This is a genomic window from Komagataeibacter europaeus (genome assembly GCF_002173515.1).
Lineage (GTDB): Bacteria > Pseudomonadota > Alphaproteobacteria > Acetobacterales > Acetobacteraceae > Komagataeibacter > Komagataeibacter europaeus.
The window spans coordinates 1,689,202-1,706,346 of sequence record NZ_CP021467.1; the positions used below are offsets into that span (position 1 = coordinate 1,689,202).

15 protein-coding genes and 1 other RNA gene are annotated in these 17,145 nt (G+C 63.6%); 4 read left to right on the forward strand and 12 right to left on the reverse strand.

Annotated elements, in window-relative coordinates; translation table 11 throughout:
• Positions 1-530: 530 nt before the first annotated feature.
• The 3 genes from rpsA to aroA all read right to left on the reverse strand — a co-directional run bounded on the left by rpsA (position 531) and on the right by aroA (position 4,512).
• The gene (gene rpsA, locus S101446_RS07810; RefSeq protein WP_010506809.1) at positions 531-2,246 is read right to left on the reverse strand and encodes a 30S ribosomal protein S1; all 1,716 of its coding nucleotides are present in this window, start codon (positions 2,244-2,246) and stop codon (positions 531-533) included.
• Positions 2,247-2,521: 275 nt separating this feature from the next.
• A complete protein-coding gene (cmk, locus tag S101446_RS07815; protein ID WP_010506810.1) occupies positions 2,522-3,163 on the reverse strand; it encodes a (d)CMP kinase in 642 nt (213 codons plus the stop codon).
• The gene (gene aroA / locus S101446_RS07820) at positions 3,160-4,512 is read right to left on the reverse strand and encodes a 3-phosphoshikimate 1-carboxyvinyltransferase (protein ID WP_048851334.1); all 1,353 of its coding nucleotides are present in this window, start codon (positions 4,510-4,512) and stop codon (positions 3,160-3,162) included. The genes cmk and aroA overlap by 4 nt, the downstream gene beginning before the upstream one ends.
• Positions 4,513-4,690: 178 nt before the next feature.
• Between aroA and S101446_RS07825 the strand changes: the two genes are divergently transcribed.
• Positions 4,691-5,029 carry a TIGR02300 family protein gene (locus S101446_RS07825; protein ID WP_208620574.1) on the forward strand — a complete coding sequence of 113 codons (339 nt, stop codon included), beginning with the start codon at positions 4,691-4,693 and terminating at the stop codon, positions 5,027-5,029.
• A 43-nt stretch (positions 5,030-5,072) separates the two neighbouring features.
• Here the strand turns inward: S101446_RS07825 and folB are convergent, their stop codons facing one another.
• From folB to S101446_RS07870, 9 genes are all read right to left on the reverse strand, one after another.
• Entirely contained in the window at positions 5,073-5,474 is a 402-nt protein-coding gene (gene folB, locus S101446_RS07830) for a dihydroneopterin aldolase (protein WP_087608040.1), read from the reverse strand.
• A gap of 24 nt (positions 5,475-5,498) precedes the next feature.
• Entirely contained in the window at positions 5,499-6,284 is a 786-nt protein-coding gene (locus tag S101446_RS07835; protein ID WP_087608041.1) for an SDR family oxidoreductase, read from the reverse strand.
• On the reverse strand, positions 6,281-6,877 hold the full coding sequence (gene recR, locus S101446_RS07840) for a recombination mediator RecR (protein ID WP_010506815.1): 597 nt from the start codon (positions 6,875-6,877) through the stop codon (positions 6,281-6,283). The genes S101446_RS07835 and recR overlap by 4 nt, the downstream gene beginning before the upstream one ends.
• Positions 6,878-6,899: 22 nt before the next feature.
• Positions 6,900-7,223 carry a YbaB/EbfC family nucleoid-associated protein gene (locus S101446_RS07845; RefSeq protein WP_010506817.1) on the reverse strand — a complete coding sequence of 108 codons (324 nt, stop codon included), beginning with the start codon at positions 7,221-7,223 and terminating at the stop codon, positions 6,900-6,902.
• Between the two features lie 15 nt (positions 7,224-7,238).
• Positions 7,239-9,242, reverse strand: a complete 2,004-nt coding sequence (locus tag S101446_RS07850; protein ID WP_087608042.1) for a DNA polymerase III subunit gamma/tau — start codon at positions 9,240-9,242, stop codon at positions 7,239-7,241.
• 66 nt (positions 9,243-9,308) lie between these two features.
• Positions 9,309-9,403: signal recognition particle sRNA small type (gene ffs, locus S101446_RS07855), an RNA gene on the reverse strand.
• Between the two features lie 72 nt (positions 9,404-9,475).
• Entirely contained in the window at positions 9,476-11,251 is a 1,776-nt protein-coding gene (ggt, locus tag S101446_RS07860; RefSeq protein ID WP_087608043.1) for a gamma-glutamyltransferase, read from the reverse strand.
• A 184-nt stretch (positions 11,252-11,435) separates the two neighbouring features.
• Entirely contained in the window at positions 11,436-12,248 is an 813-nt protein-coding gene (map, locus tag S101446_RS07865; protein ID WP_010506823.1) for a type I methionyl aminopeptidase, read from the reverse strand.
• Between the two features lie 139 nt (positions 12,249-12,387).
• Positions 12,388-13,533: a D-alanyl-D-alanine carboxypeptidase family protein gene (locus S101446_RS07870; RefSeq protein WP_026018386.1), complete on the reverse strand. Its 1,146-nt coding sequence runs from the start codon at positions 13,531-13,533 to the stop codon at positions 12,388-12,390.
• A gap of 312 nt (positions 13,534-13,845) precedes the next feature.
• Here S101446_RS07870 and clpS point away from each other — a divergent pair, with 312 nt between their 5' ends.
• The 3 genes from clpS (at position 13,846) to S101446_RS07885 (ending at position 17,128) form a co-directional block, all read left to right on the forward strand.
• The gene (gene clpS / locus S101446_RS07875; RefSeq protein ID WP_026019524.1) at positions 13,846-14,226 is read left to right on the forward strand and encodes an ATP-dependent Clp protease adapter ClpS; all 381 of its coding nucleotides are present in this window, start codon (positions 13,846-13,848) and stop codon (positions 14,224-14,226) included.
• A 161-nt stretch (positions 14,227-14,387) separates the two neighbouring features.
• On the forward strand, positions 14,388-16,718 hold the full coding sequence (clpA, locus tag S101446_RS07880) for an ATP-dependent Clp protease ATP-binding subunit ClpA (RefSeq protein WP_087608044.1): 2,331 nt from the start codon (positions 14,388-14,390) through the stop codon (positions 16,716-16,718).
• Between the two features lie 86 nt (positions 16,719-16,804).
• Positions 16,805-17,128, forward strand: coding sequence for a YnfA family protein (locus S101446_RS07885; RefSeq protein ID WP_010506832.1), 324 nt, complete (start codon positions 16,805-16,807; stop codon positions 17,126-17,128).
• The last annotated feature ends 17 nt before the right edge of the window (positions 17,129-17,145 follow it).

Below are 17,145 nucleotides of genomic sequence, written 5' to 3' on the forward strand. Positions count from 1 at the left end.
GGAAAACCCGGCCATTCCTCCAGAACGCAATTCCATATTGCACAGCCAATTTTTGCAATATCGTGCAAATTATAAAGATGTTTCTGGGGTCTTCCGGGAATTGTCATGAATTGATAATTGCGGCGGCGAGATATATTATTAAAGAAAATATATAAATTCGATCTATATCAGCATTACTTGCATGGACCGCTTTAGAGATGGCCTAGAAATTTAATTAAAAGTTCCTGAGTATTACCATGTCCTGAAAAGACAGCGTTTTTCGAAGCTTTTTGAAAAAACCTTCACCAAAAACTTCTTTATCATTTGCATGATGTTGCCAGGTCTGGCTTTTCAGACAGCCTCTTGCATTGTGTTCCGTGCATGGATAGCGGGATTTTATCTTCCTGCTTTCTCATACAGGGGCATCAGTCCCTGTAACATGCGCCCAATAATACCCACACCCATACAAAAAGGGGCGATGCATTCCTGCATCGCCCCTTTCCCGACGTATCGCCCGACCTGCCAAGGCAGGCCGGGTCATACGGACGGGATCAGCTCTCGGCGTTACGGCGACGGATCGCGGCACCCAGAATGTCACCCAGCGAAGCCCCGCTATCGGACGAACCGTAGTCGGAGATCGCCTGCTTGTCTTCCTCGACCTCACGGCCGCGGATGGTCAGGGCCAGCTTGCGGGCTGCGCGGTCAACCGACACGACCTTCGCATCGACGCGTTCACCAACGGCGAAACGCTCCGGACGCTGGTCGGCCTTGTCACGGGCCAGTTCCGCACGGCGGATGAAGCCGGTCAGGACGTCGTCAACCTTCACTTCGATGCCGTTCGACTGAACAGCGGTGACAATGCAGGTCACGATCGCACCCTTCTGCACCTTGCTCAGCGTGTCAGCAGCAGGATCTTCCTGCAGCTGCTTGATGCCCAGCGAGATACGCTCCTTCTCCACGTCCACATCCAGAACCTTGGCCTTTACGACCTGGCCCTTTTCGTAATGGCTCATGGCGACTTCGCCCGGCTCGTCCCAGGACAGGTCGGACATGTGAACCATGCCGTCGATGTCCGCGGACAGGCCGATGAACAGGCCGAATTCGGTGATGTTGCGGATCTCGCCTTCCACCACGGAACCAACCTTGTGTTCCTCGGCGAACTGCTCCCACGGGTTGCGCTGCACCTGCTTCAGGCCCAGCGAGATGCGGCGCTTCGCGCTGTCCACATCCAGAACCATCACATCGACTTCCTGCGAAGTGGCGACGATCTTGCCCGGATGGACGTTCTTCTTCGTCCAGGACATTTCGGACACGTGCACCAGACCCTCGACGCCCGGCTCCAGCTCCACGAATGCACCGTAGTCGGTGATGTTCGTGACACGACCGGTGTAGCGGGCACCCGGCGGGTACTTGATCGCCACGTTTTCCCACGGGTCAGCTTCAAGCTGCTTCATGCCCAGCGAAATACGCTGCGTGTCGGGGTTGAAGCGGATGACCTGCACGCGGACCGGCTGACCGATCTGCAGGGCTTCGGACGGGTGGTTGATGCGCTTCCATGCGATATCGGTCACATGCAGCAGGCCATCGACGCCGCCGAGGTCCACGAACGCACCGTAATCGGTGATGTTCTTGACCACGCCATCAAGGATCATGCCTTCCTTCAGGCCCTGGATCAGCTCGCTGCGCTGTTCCGCACGGGTCTCTTCCAGAACCGCACGACGCGAGACGACGATGTTTCCACGCGCACGATCCATCTTCAGGATCTGGAACGGCTGGGGCACGCCCATCAGCGGGGTAACGTCGCGCACGGGGCGGATGTCCACCTGGCTGCCGGGCAGGAACGCCATCGCGCCACCCAGGTCAACGGTGAAGCCACCCTTGACGCGGCCATAGATGGTGCCGTTGACGCGCTGGTTGTTTTCGAACGCCTTTTCAAGGTTCGACCAGGCTTCCTCGCGGCGGGCCTTCTCGCGCGACAGGACGATGGACCCGTCACGGTCTTCGTACCGCTCGACAAACAGTTCGATAACGTCGCCCGGCTTGACATCGGGGGTTACACCCGGCGGGCCGAATTCCTTCAGGGCGACGCGCCCTTCGCTTTTCAGGCCGACATCGACGATCGCGTATTCATCCGTCAGGCGGACAACGCGGCCGGTGACAACGGAACCGTCAAATGCGGAGTCGCGACCAAGGGTTTCCTCAAGAAGGGCGGCAAAGTCCTCGCCACCCTTATGGTCGGCGACGGGCTGTGTTGTGGCTGAAGCCATGAGCTACTCGTAAATCCTGTAACCCTGTTCCACCCCGTGGGGTGGATAAGGGACAATCCTGCGCCCCGCCTGCCCGCATGGAATGGGACAATGGGAACGACTTGCCCGGCGGATACGCCACGACACGGTCGCGGCTCGCCTGACGGCCAAAATTGACGCCATGCCCCGCGCCACGCGGGCGCGTGGGGCATATACCGTTCAGCACAGACACCCTATGGGCGGCGCATGTCAATAAAAACCCGCAATATGGGGCCGGGTTCCCGCACAAAATCACCCTAGCGCGTCATGCGCGCCACGATCCGCAGGGCTTCGGCCAGCACCTCATCCGCGCTCAGGCCATCGGTCTCGATGCGCACGGCGTCCCCGGCGGCACGCAGGGGAGCGACGGCACGGCTGGAATCGGCCATGTCGCGTGCTTCGATCTCACGCTCGACCCGGGTGATCTGGTCCTCGCGGTCGGGTGCGTGGGGATCGGTCGCCAGCTGTTCCCACCGGCGCGTGGCGCGCGTGCGCGGTGACGCGGTAATGAACAGTTTGACCGATGCATCGGGGAAGATGACCGTCCCGATATCGCGCCCGTCCAGCACCGCGCCATGTTCGCCTGCAAAACGGCGCTGCACGTCAACCAGAACGCGGCGCACGGCAGGCTGCGCCGCGACAAGGCTGGCCGCGCGATCAACTTCGGGCACGCGCAGGTCGGTACGGCTGAGATCCTCCAGCCCGACACTGGCGGCGAATTCCTGCGCTTCCCCCTGCGCCGGGTCATGGCCCGCGTCGATCATGCGCCGCCCCGTCGCGCGATACAGCAGCCCCGTATCGAGGTAAGGCAGGTCGAGGGCCTGCGCCAGCCGCTTCGCCAGCGTGCCCTTGCCCGCAGCCGCGGGTCCGTCAACCGCTATGACCAGCCGCCGGGTCATGCCGGCAGCCCGGCGCCAATGCTGTTCATGAGCGTGATGAAACCGGGGAAGCTGGTGTCGATGAACGCGGTATCATCCACACAGACCGGCTTCCGGGCGGCAAGGCCCATCACGATCGCGCTCATGGCCAACCGGTGGTCCATGCGGGTCTGGACCAAGCCGCCGCCGGGAATCGCCCCGCCCGTGCCGTGCACGATCATGTCATCGCCTACGACCTCGACCTTCACGCCGTTGGCTTCCAGCAGGGCGACGGTGGCGGACAGGCGATCGCTTTCCTTCACGCGCAGTTCCTCCAGCCCGCGAAAGCGGGACTGACCGGCGGCGTGGGCCGCGACCACCGCAAGGACGGGATATTCGTCAATCATGGACGGCGCGCGGGTGGCGGGCACGTCCACGCCATGCAGCGCACCGGCGGTGGCGGTGATGTCGCCCACAGGCTCGCCGCCTTCCACGCGCTCGTTGCTGATGACCAGATCCGCGCCCATTTCCTTCAGCGACGTGAACAGGCCGGTGCGCAGCGGGTTCAGCCCCACGCCGCGCACGCTGACCTTCGATCCCGGCACCAGCAGGGCCGCCGCCAGGATGAACGCCGCCGATGACGGATCGCCCGGCACCACGATGTCACGCGCCACCAGTTCGGGCCGCCCCTGCAGGGTAATGACCCGGCCACCGGCCCCCATGGGTTCGACGCGCACGGTGGCGCCGAAATGACGCAGCATGTTTTCGGTATGGTCACGGGTTGCCACGGGTTCTTCCACCCGGGTCTCCCCCACCGCGTTCAGGCCGGCCAGCAGCACGGCCGACTTCACCTGTGCCGACGCCACCGGCAGGCGGTACGACAGCGGGGGCGGGTTGGCGTTGCCCTGTATGGCCAGTGGCAGGCGACCGCCCTGGCGCGACAGGAACACCGCGCCGGTAGCCGCCAGCGGGTCCATCACCCGCTTCATCGGGCGACCGCGCAGGCTGGCGTCCCCTGTCATGACGGATGTGAAGCCATGGCTGGCCAGAATGCCCGACAGCAGCCGCGCCGCCGTGCCCGAATTGCCCATGTCCAGCACGTCCGCCGGTTCATGCAGTCCATCCAGCCCGCATCCCTGCACCGTCCAGTTCCCGGTTCCCGTGCGGGTGATGTCCGCGCCCAGCGCGCGCATCGCATCGGCGGTGCGCAGCACGTCCTCCCCTTCCAGCAGGCCGGTGATGTGGGTCGTGCCACGCGCAAGGGCCGCGAACATCAGCGAACGGTGGCTGATCGATTTGTCACCCGGCACCTGGAGCGAACCGGAAAGGGGCGCGCGCGGGGCATGGACCGTCAGCGCGCGGACGGAAGATTGGACGTGATCGGTTTTCATACGTCCTCCAATTCCGTATTCCGGGTGGCAAAGTCAATCACAGATCGGCATGATCGGCCTGCCGGCGCATGCCCCGGTGTTTGACATTGCGCCTACAAACTGGCATGGGGCTGCGCCTTTTGCCACTTCCGGATATCGTGGCTTCATTCATAATCAAAACAGGATCGACAGGTTCAAGATGGCTCAGTCCAACCTCGGCACCAAACGTGTCTGTGTCTCCTGCAGCGCCCGTTTCTACGATCTGAACAAGAATCCGGCCGTCTGCCCCAAATGCGGCGCTGAACAGCCCGTGGAACTGCCCCGCGTCCGTCGCCCGGTGGAAGCTGCCCCCGAATCCAAGCCCAAGACGGCTGATGACGCACTCGAAAACGATGTCGACGTCGATCTGGATACCGACGCCGATGATGATGATGCCGCCGTCCTGCCGGACGATGCGGGCCTTGACGACGATGATGACGACGATATCAGCCGCGCCGACATCGACGTGAAGACCGACCAGGACGACCACGACAACTGACCTGATCCGGCCCGGGGCTTACTGTCCCGGGCCGTTTTTTGCATCAGGCGTGCGGGTTGCGGCGCTCGATTTCGACGCCGACCGATTCGGCATCGTCAAAGATATCCAGCTTTTCCACGCAGACGCGCGTGATGCGGATGCGCCTGTCCTCCAGCACGCCCGCCGCGATTCGTTCGGCCAGCGTTTCCACCAGCGCGACATGGCCACGCGCCACGATTTCGCGCACCAGCAGCACCACACGTTCATATGATACCGTGCGTTCCAGATCGTCCGGCCCCACGTCCAGTGTCGCACTGTCCGGCACACCGAAGACCACGTTGACACGAATGCGCTGGGTCACGCCCTGTTCATGTTCAAACACGCCAATATGGGCGTCCAGCACCATGTTGCGCACAAACAGGCAGCGCAGCGGTTGCGGTTCATTCCATGGCGGCAGCAGGGACATGGCGGATCCAGTCGGTTGAAATGTTCAGGCCGGGCGCGGGGCGGGCGACCACTGCATGTGCTGCCCCCCGTCAAGGGCAAGCATCTGCCCGGTTACGGACGGCAGGCACAGCAGCGACAGCGCCGCGCGGGCGATTTCATCCACCGTCGCCCCATGCCCCAGCGGGACGGAGGCGCATTGCCGGGCGAAATGGTCCGCCGTCTGCCGTGGCGTGGGCAGTACCGGGCCGGGACCGATGGCGTTGACCCGGATACGATGCGGCGCCAGCGCCAGCGCCATGGTCTGCGTCAGGGTCCACAACGCGGCCTTGGACACGGTATAGCTGACAAAATGCGGGGTCAGCGACCATACGCGTTCATCCAGCATGTTCAGCACCATGCCTTCCGCCCCCGGGGGCAGCAGACGTGCGAATTCCTGCATCAGCACGAATGGCGCGCGGGTATTGGGTTCCATATGCCCGTCCCACCCTGCCCGTGTGGCGTCATCCCATTCATCGCGGCGGAAGGTGCTGGCATTGTTGACCAGCATACCCACCGGCCCGAGCGCGTCCGTGACGGCGGGCAGCAGGGGACGGACCGATGCTTCATGTGACAGGTCGGCCTGAAATACCTGCGCCCTGCGGCCAAGGGCACGGATTTCCGCCGCCGCCTGTCCGGCCGCATGGGCGGATTCATTGTAATGGATGGCGATATCGAAGCCCGCCCGCGCCAGTTCCAGCGCAATGGCGCGGCCAAGCCGGGCAGCACCCCCCGTCACCAGCGCCACGCGCGGAATGGCGGCGGGCACGGGCCATGCAGCGGTGTCGCTCACGCCGGCCTGCGCGCCATGATGGCGGCGGCCAGCGTCCCGTCATCCAGCACGTCAAGCGCGCCGCCTACCGGCACGCCCTGCCCCACGCGGCTGACCTGCACATCGAAACGGGCCAGGCGTTCATGCAGCCAGTGCATGGTGGTCGCGCCTTCCACCGTCGTGCCCAGCGCAAGGATGACCTCACGCACGCCACCTGCGGCGATACGGTCGAACAGGGGCTGCACGTTCAGGTCATCCGGCCCCATGCCCGACAGGGCGGACAGCGTACCGCCCAGCACCTGGTACACGCCGCGATGCACGCCCGCGCGTTCCAGCGCCCACAGGTCGCCCACGTTTTCCACCACGCAGACCAGTCCGTCATCACGCGTGGGATCGGCGCAGATACCGCACGGATCCGTCGTGTCGAGGTTACCGCACGTTGAACAGGTGCGCACGGCGCGGGCCGCCTGTTCCATTGCTTCGGCAAGGGGCAGCATCCGCGCATGGGGCTGGCGCAGCAGGGCCAGTGCCGCGCGGCGGGCCGAACGTGGCCCCAGTCCCGGCAGGCGGCCCAACAGGGTCACCAGCCGGTCAATTTCGCCCCTGCCGCTCATGCATGTCCCCCGGTGTCATGGATCAGAACGGGAATTTCATCCCGCCCGGCAGGCTCAGGCCACCTGTAACCTTCTTCATTTCCTCGCTGGCAGTGGCGTCAAGTTTCTTGCGCGCATCAGCACTGGCCGCAAGGATCAGGTCCTGCAGCATTTCCATCTCGGCCGGGTCAGCCAGCTTGGGGTCGATACGGATCGCCTTCATGTCGCCCTTGCCGTTCATGGTGATGGTCACCATGCCAGCGCCCGCGCTGCCTTCGATCGTCATGTCTTCCAGCTTGGCCTGCATTTCTTCCATGCGGGCCTGCATCTGTGTGGCCTGCTTCATCAGGCCGGCAAGATTTTTCATGTTCAGTTGCTCTCCTCAGGCAAAATCATCTGAATCCAGATCGTCCTCTTCTACCAGATCGGCATCAAGAGGCGCGAATTCGAGATCCGGGGCCAGATTTCCGGCCGCCATTTCTTCCGGTGGCAGGCCATAGTCATCCAGCGCGTGGTCCGTGACCTCACCCAGGCGGGCCGTCGGGAAGACCTGCATCGCGGCCTGCACCAGCGGATGGGCCTGCGCCGCGGCACGATGCAACTGGATGATCTCCGCCCCCTGTTCGGCCAGGGTTGCTTCCCCCTGCTCTTCCGACAGGCGCACCTGCCATGCGGAATCGCCGGTGCCCTCACGCAGCACGGTTTCCAGCCGCCGGGCAAGACCGGGCAGGCTGTTGCGCTCGATCCGTATCTCGATCAGTGGCGGGGCAAAGGACACCAGATGCGTCGCATGGCGCAGGTGCCCATGCAGCATGGCGTCACGGCCTGATACAAACGCCACGGTCTCGCGCCATGTGCGCGGCGGGGCGACGGGTTGCGGCGTGGGGGCGGTTTCCGCCACCTTTCCGGTCCGGGGCGCGGGTTGCGGCGTGGTTTCAACCCGCATGCCGCCATTGGCCACCATGCGGATCCCGCCACCATGCGGGTTCCCGCCGGTGGGGGACGACGCGGAGACAGCTGACATGGTCGCGCCGCCGCCATCCCCTGCCGGTTCCGACACATGCAGGGGGGCCGCCGCGGCATCCTGCCCCAGCATCCTGCGCACGACATCGCCCGGCGGCGGCAGGTCGGCCACGTAACACAGGCGGATCAGCACCATTTCGGCCGCCTGCCTGCGGTCAGGGGCCTGTTCCACTTCCGACAGGCCCTTGAGCAGCATCTGCCATGTCCGCCCCAGCACCGGCACGGGCACGCGTTCGGCCAGGGCCGCGCCCCGCTCGCGCTCGGCTTCAGGCAGTTCGGGGTTATCACGCAGTGCCGGAATCGCCTTGATACGCGACACGGTATGCACCAGTTCCAGCACATCGCCGAGCAGCACGCCCAGATCGCCGCCACGCACATAGACATCCGCCGTGATGGCCAGCGCCCGGTCGGGCTTGCCCGCCAGCACTGCATCCAGCAGGTCGAACACCAGCCCCCGATCCGCCAGCCCCAGCATGCCCGCCACGAGGTCCACGCCGATGGGGGCCGCATCCGTGCCACCTTCCCCATCCAGCGTGCCCTGGGCAATGGCCTGGTCCAGCAGCGACAGCCCGTCCCGCACCGACCCGTCCGCAGCGCGGGCGATCAGCGACAGCGCATCGGGGGAAAAGCGGACATGTTCAGCCTGCGCCACCCGGTCGAAATGCGCGGCCAGTTCCACCTGCGGCACGCGACGCAGGGCAAAGGTCTGGCAGCGCGACAGGACGGTGACCGGAACCTTGCGCAGTTCGGTGGTCGCAAAAATGAAGGTGACCTGCGCCGGCGGTTCTTCCAGCGTCTTGAGCAGCGCGTTGAACGCGTTGCGCGAAAGCATGTGCACTTCATCGATGATGAAGACCTTCATCCGTCCCTGCATGGGACGGAATCGGGTCGCTTCGATGATTTCGCGCACGTCATCGACGCCGGTGCGCGACGCGGCGTCCATTTCCAGCACGTCGGGGTGCCGGTCCGCCAGGATGGCGACGCAGTTGGGGCAGACGCCACACGGGTCGGCCGTGGGGCCACCCCTGCCATCCGGTCCGGTGCAGTTCAGGGCGCGGGCGATGATGCGGGCCGTGGTGGTCTTGCCCACCCCCCGCACGCCGGTCAGCATGAACGCGTGCGCGACCCGCCCCAGCGCAAAGGCATTGCGCAGGATACGGACAGTCGTTTCCTGCCCGATCAGGTCGTCAAAGGTTGTGGGACGGTATTTCCGGGCCAGTACCCGGTAGGGCGCCGCAGGGGCCGCATCCGGCGTGGTGGGGGCGGGCGATGGCCCTGCGTCACCAAAAAGTCCGGGACCGTCTGCGGGCGGTGCAGGCAGCCCGGCCTCCTCGGAACGATCCTGATCCGACGGGACGGTCATTGATGCATCCGGGCTGGAGAAGTGGCAACCGCGCCCAGGGCGCCATCGCGACATGGAAACTTTCGGGTGGAAGACCGGCCATAACCCGGACGAAACTCACTACGGCTGCTTCCTTCCGGACCTGACCAGGTTAGCAAGGTATCCGTCTACAACCGATCTCCCGAGCGGGTTCTAACACATACACCCGCCCCATGCACAAGGGGGCGTTGGAAAAAATCACACCCTTCGTCCACTTATTCCCCGACGGCCGCACCGGACTGGTGGCGCATGTCCGCCCCGCCGTAATAACGCGCCTGCCCCACCTTCCCGATGCGCGGGCCACCGGACAGGATGCTTTCGGCCAGCCCCCACGGGGCGTGTTCTTCAATATGGTACCCCTCACGCGTCAGGGCATGCGTCACGGCGGGCGACAGCGCGCCATGTTCCACCTGCACCACGTCAGGCTGCCACTGTTCATGGATGCGTGGCAGGTCAACCGCCTGCTGCACATCCAGCCCGTAATCCACCATGCCGGTCAGGACCGACAGGATGATGGTGGGAATGCGCGAACCGCCGGGACTGCCCAGCACCATGACCGGCTGCCCGTTGCGTGAGACGATGGTGGGCGCCATGGATGACAGTGGCGTCTTGCCCGGTGCGATGGCATTGGCGGCGCTGCCGACGATGCCGAACATGTTGGGTTCACCCGGACGGCTGGAAAAATCGTCCATCTCGTCATTCATCACGATGCCGGTCTTTCCCGCCACCACCCCGGCCCCGAACCAGCCATTCAGGGTATAGGTCACGGCAACGGCGGTCCCGTCCTGATCCGCGATGGAATAATGGGTGGTCTCTTCCTTCTCGCCCCCGGCTTCACCCGGGTGCAGGCTGGCGGAGGATACGGCATGGTTGAGCGGCAGGTACTGACGGACCTGCCGTGCATAGTCCGGGTCGGTCAGGTGGGAGACCGGGTTGGTCACGAAAGCCGGGTCGCCAAGGTTCTGCCGGTCGGCATAGGCATGGCGCATGGCCTCGACCTCACGCTGAACGCTGGCCGCCGTGTGCAGGCCAAGGGCATGCATGTCGTAGCCCGACAGGATGTTGAGCATTTCGCACAATGCGACACCACCGCCGCTGGGTGGCGGGGCCGTGTCGATATGATAGCCGCGATAGTCACAGGACAGCGGCGCCATCATGCGCGTGTGGTAACTGGTGAAATCCTTTCGCGACAGGATACCACCGCCCTTCTGGCTGCTTCTGACAATTTCCCTTGCAATCGGGCCATCATAGAACGCCCGCGCGCCATCACGCGCGATCCGTTCCAGCGTCCGGGCCAGATCGGCCTGCACCAGCCGGTCGCCTGCCTCCAGCGGCGTGCCATCGGGGTGCAGGAAGATCGCGCGCGCATACGGGTCCCGCGCAAAGGCCGCGGTCATGGTATGCAGCAGCTCGACATCACTCTGTTTCAGGATGACCCCGTCACGCGCAAGGGCAATGGCGGGAGCCATGACATCGGCACGCGACAGCTTGCCCCAGCGGTCATGCACGTCCTCCATCCCCGCAACGGTGCCCGGCACCGCCACGGCCCGCCAGCCTGCGGTGGACGCCCCGGCGATGACATGGCCCGACGCATCCTGATACATCGTGGGGGTCGCGGCACCCGGCGCGTGTTCGCGGAAATCGACAAAGGTGACATGCCCGTCCGGCGTGCGCAGGGTCATGAACCCGCCGCCACCGATATTTCCCGCCGCCGGATAGACCACGGCCATGGCGTACCCCACGGCAACGGCGGCATCCACCGCATTGCCACCACGCGCCAGGATGTCCGCGCCCACATGGGATGCAAGATCCTGCGCGCTGACCACCATCGCGTGCCGCCCGGGCACGGGGGCAAGGCCCACGGCCTGTCCCGTCCGGGTGGTTTCAAAGGCCAGCGGGTCGGCCACTGCGGCCTGCCCGGCATCCGGCATGCCGGTCACAAGGCAGGCAAGAAGGATCGCGCCATACCGCAGGTTACGGGGAAAAGGCATGTTGGCTCGCTCCGTTGCTGATTTCCGTTTCCCCTGCGTGTCAGGCAGCGGGCCTGTCCCTGAAGGCTGCCTGAACAGCCAGCCCCCGGGACATCCTTCAGTCATAAGAACTTCTGGGGGACGCTTTGTGCAGAAATCGTCAGGAAACGCCGCCTTTTTTTTAAAAGACGGCGCTTTAAAACGTTTATTTTCCATCAACTGGATAAGGCGGGCAGGTATAGCCCGCGGGTGACAGGGTAAAGACCTCGCACCCGTCCTCGGTCACGCCCAGCATATGCTCGAACTGGGCTGACAGGGAACGGTCGCGCGTAACGGCGGTCCATCCGTCTTCCAGGATCTTCACATCCGGACGCCCGGTGTTCAGCATTGGTTCGATGGTGAAGAACATGCCCGGACGCAGGACCAGCCCCTCACCAGGGCGGCCATAATGCAGCACGTTTGGCGGGGCATGGAAGGTACGCCCGATTCCATGGCCACAGAAATCCTGCACCACCGAAAAACGGCGTGCTTCGGCATAGGTCTGGATGACATGCCCGATATCACCCAGCGTCGCGCCCGGACGCACCGCATCAATGGACAGCATGAGGGATTCGTACGTCGCCTCGATCAGCTTCTGGGCTTTTATGGGTATCTTGCCGACCGTGTACATGCGGCTGGTATCACCAAACCAGCCATCCAGGATAACGGTCACATCGATATTCAGGATGTCACCATCCTTCAGTTCCCGATCACCGGGAATGCCATGGCAGACGACATGGTTGATCGAGATGCAGCTGGAGGCCGGGTACCCCCGGTAACCCAGTGTGGCCGGCACCGCGTCATTGGCGATCATGAAATCGTGGATCAGCCTGTCCAGTGCACCCGTGGTGACCCCGGCGCGCACATGCGGCGTGATCATGTCCAGCGTCCGTGCGGCAAGCTGGCCTGCGGCACGCATTCCGGCAAAATCCTCGGGGGAGTGGATCTGCACCCCGCCGCCGCGCATATCGCCTTCCATGGCGTTATCCTTTCCTGTGTTCGTCACATGACCACCCGCCCGCAGTCATGAACGGGACGACAGGAACACGCCTGACCCGCATGCCAGCCGCGCCGGATGGATAATGTCATGCCTTCTATACAGCGCCCGGAACGCGCTGTCAGCTTCGCGCCTTCGCACGGGCATGCGTGGCATGGGCGACATGCCCCATGCCAACCAGGTGCACACGCGCATGCACGGTCGCGGGATGGACATGCACGACCGTGCCATGCCCCCGGCGGATGCGGGTGTAGGATGCGGGAATCGAGGGGGCCTCGGCCACTTCGTCAGGCTGCACGGGGTTCAGCCGCATGGAAGCAAGGCTTACGCCATGCGCGCCATGCCGCCCCGCCACGGTGCCACCCCCCGCACGTGCCAGCAGCAGCGGACGCGTGGCGGGACGGGCAGCGGGTGTCGGGGCGACCGGGGCGATCCCCTTTGCCTCGAAACCGTTATCCAGCAGGGCGGTCATGGTGGCGTTGCGGCGGTTGTTGGATTTCGCCCCCATCACCACGCCGATCAGGCGCACGTTATCGCGCACGGCGGAGGTGACGAGGTTATGCCCCGCCACGGCGGTATAACCGGTCTTCAGCCCGTCCGCGCCGGGATAGGCACCCAGCATCGGGTCATGGTTGGGGACTTCATGCCCATGGAAATAGAAGCCGGGCACCGCGAAATAATGATAGTACTCGCCGTAATCCACGATCAGGTGACGCGCCAGCACCGCAAGGTCGCGCGCCGATGTCATCTGTTCGGGATTGGGCAGGCCGGAGGCATTGCGGAACACGGTGTCATACATGCCAAGACGCCCGGCCTCACGCGTCATCATCGCGGCAAAACGGGTTTCATCCCCGCCGCCCAGGAATTCACCCAGCGCGCAGGCGGCGTCGTTGGCCGATTTGGTAACCAGCGCCAGCACCGCCTGTTCCACCGTCAGGGTGCTGCCCGGCCGCAGCCCCAGCTTGGATGGTTCCATGGAGGCGGCATGTATCGAAACCGGCATGGGCTGGTCCAGCGTGACCTGACCCGTACGCACGGCCTTGAAAGCAAGGTACAGAGTCATAAGTTTTGTCAGGCTGGCGGGATAACGCCGCAGGTCGGGATCCTGCTGTGACAGGACGGCACCGGTGCGGGCGTCCAGCACGATGGCGCTGACCTGCCCCACATACTGGGCACGGGCGGCATGCATGCCGCCAATGCCGACACACAGCCCGACAGTTGCGGTTACCTTCAGGCGGGAAAGACGGGACATGGGAATACGGCTCATGGAATGGTGAAACCTGCGCGTGCGATGACAATCATACGGCTTCCGAGCACACGGGTATTACCCGGCGCCCCTCCATCCATTCATGGGTTGCTTGGCTGCAACCATTCTAAAAGAAAGGTTTTCTATTCGTCCAGAGCGTATTTCCATGCCCGCCGATTGTGGCGGACAGAAGGCCCGGGACCGGGATTGCAAAAAAAATCCTTGTATCCATGTCGCGCCACCCCTTCCAACTGACGGCAAAGTTCCAATATGGTACCTGTCATGTCTGCTATTGCTCGCCCTTCCCTGTTCCGCCCCGTGTCGTCGCCCGAAATGGGCGGCACGTATCCGCACGGACATGGTGGCAACACGCCACCACGCCGCAACGGTGGGCAGGATTCCCCCCCCGGCAATGATGACGGCATGATTGACGTTGTCATCCGCACCCGCCCGCAGACCCGCAAGCCGGCGATGTACAAGGTGCTGATGCTGAACGATGACTACACCCCGATGGAATTCGTGGTGCATGTGCTGGAACGCTTTTTCCAGAAAAACCGCGAGGAGGCGACGGACATCATGCTGCACGTTCACAAACGTGGCGTCGGCGTGTGCGGGGTCTTTACGTATGAGGTTGCGGAAACCAAAGTAACACAGGTGATGGATCTGGCGCGCCAGAACCAGCACCCGCTGCAATGCACCATCGAGAAGGACTGACCCCACGGACAAGCGCATCTTACCGCCCCCGTCGCGATCCGATCGCGTTCCATGGCATTTTGTGCTGGCATTTCCACTACAACGGGGCAAGGATTGTCCTGACCTACCGGTTATGATCTCCGGGGCCCGGGTGGCCCCTCTTGGAAAAGGAGCGTCTCGGCATGTTGTCACGTAATCTTGAACAGACGCTTCACCGTGCGCTGACACTGGCTGGCGACCGCCGGCACGAATACGCAACGCTTGAACACCTCCTCCTCGCCCTGATCGATGATCCGGACGCCGTGACGGTATTCCGCGCCTGCGGGGTTGACCTGACCAAGCTGCGCACCGACCTGACCGACTTCCTTGACAAGGACCTCGCGGGGCTGGCCGCCGACCGTACCGTTGATCCCAAGCCCACTGCCGCCTTCCAGCGCGTGATCCAGCGTGCCGCGATCCATGTGCAGTCCACCGGGCGGGACGAGGTGACGGGGGCGAACGTGCTGGTCGCCCTGTTCGCCGAACGCGAAAGCCACGCCGTCTATTTCCTGCAGCTGCAGGACATGACGCGGCTGGATGCGGTCAACTTCATCTCCCACGGAATCGCCAAGGCGCCTGATCGTTCCACGCGCCGGCCTGTTGCCGGTAGCGCGCCCGAAGGCGGTGAAAGCGAGGAACGCGGCAAGACCGGGCAGAAAAGCCAGGATGCGCTGTCCACCTACTGCACCAACCTCAATGAGAAGGCGCAGGAAGGCAAGGTTGATCCGCTGATCGGCCGCGACTCCGAAATCGAGCGCACGATCCAGATCCTGTGCCGCCGCACCAAGAACAACCCGCTGTATGTGGGCGACCCCGGCGTGGGCAAGACCGCCATTGCCGAAGGGCTGGCCAAGCGGATTGTCGAGGGCGACGTAACTGAAGTGCTGCTCAATTCCACGATCTACTCGCTGGACATGGGCGCGCTGCTGGCGGGCACCCGCTACCGTGGTGATTTCGAGGAACGGCTGAAGGCGGTCGTGACCGAACTGGACAACAACCCCGGCTCCATCCTGTTCATTGACGAAATCCATACCGTCATTGGCGCGGGCGCCACGTCGGGCGGGGCCATGGACGCGTCCAACCTGCTCAAGCCCGCGCTGGCTGCTGGCACGCTGCGCTGCATGGGTTCGACCACGTACAAGGAATACCGCCAGCACTTTGAAAAGGATCGCGCGCTGGTGCGCCGGTTCCAGAAGATCGACGTGGCGGAACCCTCGGTCGATGACGCGGTCAAGATCCTGCGTGGCCTGAAGGTCAATTACGAAAAGCACCACAAGGTGCGTTACACCGATGATGCGATCAAGGGCGCGGTGGAACTGTCGGCCAAGTACATCCATGACCGCAAGCTGCCGGACAAGGCCATCGACGTGATCGACGAAGTCGGTGCATCGCGCATGCTGGTGCCTGAAAACCGCCGCCGCAAGACGGTCACGCTGAAGGATGTGGAGGATATCGTCGCCAAGATCGCGCGCATCCCGCCCAAGAGCGTATCGTCCGACGACAAGGAAACGCTGCGTTCGCTGGAGCGTGACCTCAAGGGCATGGTCTACGGGCAGGACAAGGCGATCGAGGCCCTGACGGCCGCGATCAAGCTGTCGCGCGCCGGACTGCGTGACCCGGAAAAGCCGATTGGCAACTACCTGTTCTCCGGCCCCACGGGTGTTGGCAAGACGGAAGTGGCCAAGCAGCTTGCCAGCACGCTGGGGATCGAACTGATCCGTTTCGACATGTCGGAATACATGGAACGGCATTCGATCTCGCGCCTGATCGGTGCGCCGCCGGGCTATGTCGGCTTTGACCAGGGTGGCCTGCTGACCGACGCCATCGACCAGCACCCGCACGCGGTCCTGCTGCTTGATGAAATCGAGAAGGCGCATCAGGACCTGTACAACGTCCTGCTGCAGGTGATGGACCATGGACGGCTGACCGACCATAACGGCAAGACGGTCGATTTCCGTAACGTGGTCCTGATCATGACCACCAACGCGGGCGCCGCCGACCTGAGCAAGGAAGCGATCGGCTTTGGCCGCACGTCCCGCGAAGGCGAGGACGAGGATGCGATCAAACGCCTGTTCACGCCGGAGTTCCGCAACCGGCTGGATGCGATCATCCCGTTTGCCAACCTGTCGCCGCATGTGGTTGACCGGGTAGTGGAGAAGTTCATCTTCCAGCTGGAAGCCCAGCTGGCGGACCGTAACGTGATGATCGAGATTTCGTCCGCAGCACGCGAATGGCTGGCGGAGCGGGGTTACGACCGCCTGTATGGTGCGCGCCCGCTGGGCCGTGTCATTCAGGAATACATCAAGAAGCCACTGGCGGAAGAACTGCTGTTCGGCAAGCTGACCAAGGGAGGCGTGGCCAAGATCACGCTCAAGGACGGCAAGCTGGACTTTGAATACATCTCGCAGGCGGAAAACCCGTCCACCGAAGGGGATGAAGGCGATAGCACGCGGGAAGAAGAAGCCGCCGACTGATAAAGCCCTTGTGGCGATATCCTGAAAATGACAGGGACCAGAAATGGTCCCTGTTTTTTTGTACCCCTGCCCCGGAAAGGAACCCCATGCTGACGGCCGCCATTTATATTCCCGCCGCATTCGCGGAAATCTGCGGGTGTTTCTGTTTCTGGGCATGGATGCGTCTGGGGCGTTCGGCACTGGTACTGGTGCCGGGCTGCCTGTCGCTGGTGCTGTTTGCATGGCTGCTGACATTCAGCCCGGCCGATAACGCGGGCCGGGCCTATGCCATCTATGGGGGGGTCTATATTGCCGCCAGCCTGATCTGGTCATGGCTGGTGGAAAAGCTGCCACCTGATCGCTGGGATATCGGCGGGGCCGCGATCTGCATTGTTGGCGCCGCCATCATCCTGCTGGCCCCGCGCGGCTGAATGATGCGCCGATAAAG

Excerpts from the sequence above, each read along its gene's own strand:
- ggt (WP_087608043.1), bottom strand. The coding sequence starts at position 11,251 with ATGCCTTTTCCCCGTAACCTGCGGTATGGCGCGATCCTTCTTGCCTGC.
- folB (WP_087608040.1), bottom strand. The coding sequence starts at position 5,474 with ATGTCCCTGCTGCCGCCATGGAATGAACCGCAACCGCTGCGCTGCCTG.
- S101446_RS07845 (WP_010506817.1), bottom strand. The coding sequence starts at position 7,223 with ATGAAAAATCTTGCCGGCCTGATGAAGCAGGCCACACAGATGCAGGCC.
- S101446_RS07850 (WP_087608042.1), bottom strand. The coding sequence starts at position 9,242 with ATGACCGTCCCGTCGGATCAGGATCGTTCCGAGGAGGCCGGGCTGCCT.
- aroA (WP_048851334.1), bottom strand. The coding sequence starts at position 4,512 with ATGAAAACCGATCACGTCCAATCTTCCGTCCGCGCGCTGACGGTCCAT.
- recR (WP_010506815.1), bottom strand. The coding sequence starts at position 6,877 with ATGAGCGGCAGGGGCGAAATTGACCGGCTGGTGACCCTGTTGGGCCGC.
- cmk (WP_010506810.1), bottom strand. The coding sequence starts at position 3,163 with ATGACCCGGCGGCTGGTCATAGCGGTTGACGGACCCGCGGCTGCGGGC.
- S101446_RS07825 (WP_208620574.1), top strand. The coding sequence starts at position 4,691 with ATGGCTCAGTCCAACCTCGGCACCAAACGTGTCTGTGTCTCCTGCAGC.
- map (WP_010506823.1), bottom strand. The coding sequence starts at position 12,248 with ATGGAAGGCGATATGCGCGGCGGCGGGGTGCAGATCCACTCCCCCGAG.
- S101446_RS07870 (WP_026018386.1), bottom strand. The coding sequence starts at position 13,533 with ATGAGCCGTATTCCCATGTCCCGTCTTTCCCGCCTGAAGGTAACCGCA.
- rpsA (WP_010506809.1), bottom strand. The coding sequence starts at position 2,246 with ATGGCTTCAGCCACAACACAGCCCGTCGCCGACCATAAGGGTGGCGAG.
- S101446_RS07885 (WP_010506832.1), top strand. The coding sequence starts at position 16,805 with ATGCTGACGGCCGCCATTTATATTCCCGCCGCATTCGCGGAAATCTGC.
- clpS (WP_026019524.1), top strand. The coding sequence starts at position 13,846 with ATGGGCGGCACGTATCCGCACGGACATGGTGGCAACACGCCACCACGC.
- clpA (WP_087608044.1), top strand. The coding sequence starts at position 14,388 with ATGTTGTCACGTAATCTTGAACAGACGCTTCACCGTGCGCTGACACTG.